Annotated in this window: 4 protein-coding genes; 3 read left to right on the forward strand and 1 reads right to left on the reverse strand. The window is 54.2% G+C overall.

What is annotated here, in order from left to right; genetic code table 11:
• Positions 1–187: 187 nt before the first annotated feature.
• Entirely contained in the window at positions 188–1,672 is a 1,485-nt protein-coding gene (locus tag BOW52_RS16420) for a sensor domain-containing diguanylate cyclase (RefSeq protein ID WP_172840402.1), read from the forward strand.
• 12 nt (positions 1,673–1,684) lie between these two features.
• Here BOW52_RS16420 and BOW52_RS17830 read toward each other — a convergent pair whose 3' ends face one another.
• Entirely contained in the window at positions 1,685–1,819 is a 135-nt protein-coding gene (locus tag BOW52_RS17830; RefSeq protein WP_269087675.1) for a hypothetical protein, read from the reverse strand.
• Positions 1,820–2,009: 190 nt separating this feature from the next.
• On the opposite strand from BOW52_RS17830, the gene BOW52_RS16425 reads away from it, so the two are divergent.
• On the forward strand, positions 2,010–2,309 hold the full coding sequence (locus tag BOW52_RS16425) for a DUF2934 domain-containing protein (RefSeq protein WP_078485166.1): 300 nt from the start codon (positions 2,010–2,012) through the stop codon (positions 2,307–2,309).
• Positions 2,310–2,527: 218 nt separating this feature from the next.
• A complete protein-coding gene (locus tag BOW52_RS16430; protein WP_135622596.1) occupies positions 2,528–3,325 on the forward strand; it encodes an MHYT domain-containing protein in 798 nt (265 codons plus the stop codon).
• The last annotated feature ends 78 nt before the right edge of the window (positions 3,326–3,403 follow it).

The raw sequence follows: 3,403 nt of genomic DNA on the forward strand, positions 1-3,403 counted from the left end.
TTCGTCGTTCGCTCGCGCTCTCAACTACGAATAGGCAGACGGCGTCGACTATCGCGGACTAACCGCCTTCGCTTCGCTATCCATAGCGGTCAGCGGTCGTATCGCTACTGGAGAGCGACTACTCTTCTATCGAATTTTTCTGCTCACGGTCTGGGTAACGGTGCTGTTGCTCTCATTCTCACTGCTGGTGAAGTTTGAGATTAGTGATATCCGCGAGGATTTCGACCAGCTTTCGAGCAGTGTCCTCATGCACGTCAATGATCGAACCCGTATCTACGAGGCCTCCCTGGAGGGGTTTGCCAGCTATATCGCAGCGACACCCCAGGTCAATTTAGACAACGTCCGTCGATACGCACAACTGATCAGGAAGCAGTTCCCCTATATCTACATGATGGAGTTGAGTCAGCGTGTCACGCCTGCAGAGCGAACAGGACTGGTACGGCGCATGCGCACGGCGGGTTATGCCGATTTTGAGATCCATACCTTCGGTTATGAGTCTGACCGAAAGAGACACCCCGTTGCTGAGGGTGTGACTACCTATCCTGTGGTCTTTATCGAGCCTGAGTTACCCGAGGCGATGGACGTGCTGGGACTCGATCTGGCCACCACCTCGGCTACGCTCGATGAGACGGTAAAACGCTCAATGCGGGCGGGACGGCAGATGGCCTCGCGTCCCTTCGATATGATGGAGGGCGGTCGTTCATATCTGATGTTTCAGCCGGTCGTCTCACAGCATCAGATTGAACAGGCAACGGATGTGCTGAGTGAGCCCTACTACGCCTTGATGGTGGTCGAGACAAAGACGCTGTTACCGCACTGGGTGCAACAGCGTGAAGGGTTAAAGGCATCGGTCTGGTATCGGGGAGTGCTGCCTGAACAGGATCAGTTACTCACCTCGGCCCAGTATGAGAATCACGATGAGTTCTGGCTCAGCTGGCTATTCCCAACATTTGAGAAGAGCCTACAGGTGAACAGCGGCTCTCAGCCCTTTCTACTCAAGATCCACTATGAGGTTTGCTGGCGTGATGTCGACATGATGGAGATCGGTATCTTCTCGATCATGGTAATCGTCACCTTTCTGCTCGCAAGCTGGTTCTCAATCATCCTCTATCGCAAACGTGTCGAGCAGCTGACGGCTCATGAGACGCTGTTCAATATGGCCAACTTCGATGCGCTTACCGGTCTGCCCAACAAGAATCTGCTGATGGACCGGGTTGAACAGGCGATTCGCCATGCCAGGCGCAGCAATCTTCGCGTGGCCCTGCTCTACATGGATCTCGACCGTTTCAAGGCAGTTAATGACAATCACGGTCACAAGGTGGGTGATCTGCTACTCAAGCGGGTGGTGGAGCGGATTGCGGTGATTGTGCGTAGCCACGATACCCTGGCCCGGCTTCACGGTGATGAGTTTGTGGTGCTGATGAGTGAGGTGAAGCATCGTCGCGATGTAGAACGGTTGGCGGGCAAGATCAAGGCGCTGTTTAATACATCCTTTACCGTCTACGAGGAGTCGATGATGCTGGATGTCAGTATCGGCATTGCTCTCTATCCAGACGATGGGATGAGTGGACCGGTACTGCTTAACCTCAGCGACAAGCGGATGTATGAGGACAAACGTACCGGGCAGGAGCTACCTGCAGGTGGCGTTGATGAGGTGGAGGAGCCGATCTGAAGGCGCTTATCGTTACTTATCGTTTCGGTGCAGCCAGACCTGTTTGATGAAGGCGGCTACCGCCCAGATCACCAGCAATAACAGGATTACACCGATGGCGGTACAGAGCGTTGGGTAGGCGCAGGCCAGTCCAGGTCGGATTGCCACTACCGCTCTCCAGATAAATCATCGTAGTGCACCTTTCTGCCCCTCATAACGCTCAATTTCTACTATAGTACAGCCCATATTGCCGCAACCTCGTCATTGTTCAATCACTGAATGGACGAATACTCCGGTTTTCAATGCCGGTGTGCTGGTACCAAATTCGTAAACAGAAGAGATAGAAGGGAGATTAAAGATGGCAGAGAAAAAAGTGGCGGCTAAAAAGAGGGCTGCTCCGAAGAAGAAGGCGGCTGCAAAAAAGAAGGTCGTCGCCAAGAAAAAGGTGGTGAAGAAGGCCGCAGCGAAAAAACGTGCTGCAGCGAAGAAGGGCGTCGTTAACAAGAAGATCGGCATCAGTGCCGGTGTCAGGCGTCACATGATCGCCGAGGCGGCCTACTACATTGCCGAAGAGCGCGGTTTTGATGGCGGTAATGTGCATCAGGACTGGCACGAGGCGGAGCGACAGATCGACGCGATTTACGAAGTTATCGATTAGCGGCATCACTATCTGCTCTAACCGTTTTTCAAGCGTCAGACGACGGTGCTCACCGGCAGTGCCGTCGTCTGCAGGCAATATTGTAATGAGTCTAGCTAATACCCTTTGTTTCTGCGGGTGTATGGCGGGGGCTATCCATATTAGAATCCATAGAATTAGTTATGACACGGATTGGTCTCAGTCACGACTTGCTGCATAGTAATTTTATGTGCCAGTAGGTGAACGTTGAACCTGCTGCGGACCCACTCCACGCAATGAACTACTACTACGACTACTGGCTAGTCACCCTCTCTGTTGTTTTGGCAATCCTGGCGGGTTTTACCGCGCTGAGTCTTGCCGCCAAAGTCCCGCATGTACAGGGGCGCAAGGGGTGGTACTGGCTCATGGGCGGTGCCGTTGCGATGGGTGTCGGCATCTGGTCGATGCACTTTGTCGGTATGCTCGCCTTCCACCTGTCGATTCCACTCGCCTACGATATCCCGATTACCTTCGCCTCGATTGTGATGGCGATTGTCGCTTCGCTGTTTGCGCTGGCACTGATCCGTAACGGCATTCACCGGCTTAGAACGCTCATTGCCAGCGGTCTGTTGATGGGTAGTGGCATTGCGGCGATGCACTACACCGGTATGGCGGCATTGAAGATGTCACCGCCGATTCAGTATGAACCGATGATGGTGGCGCTCTCGTTCCTGATAGCCTTCGCCGCCTCGCTCTACGCGCTCAAGCTTGCCTTCCACAATAGTGACGATGGGCCGGTGATGATGTTCTCGGCCAAGAAGCTGCTCAGCTCGGTAGTGATGGGAGTGGCGATCTCGGGCATGCACTACGTGGCGATGGGCGCCGCCTACTTCGATCCTAATGCCATCTGTCTCGCAGATCCGACCGGGCTGGATAGTGCCACCCTGGCGGTAGTTACCGCCTCGGTCACGCTGCTTCTAATGCTCGGCACACTGCTGCTGCTGAGTTACGACATTCAGATCGCCAGGCAGAATGCGATCGCTGACCGCCATGGATAGCGAAGCGAAGGCGGTTAGTCCGCGATAGTCGACGCCGTCTGCCTATTCGTAGTTGAGAGCGAGAGCGAACGACGAAGA

Origin of the sequence: Solemya pervernicosa gill symbiont, from assembly GCF_002020875.1 — a bacterium.
Lineage (GTDB): Bacteria > Pseudomonadota > Gammaproteobacteria.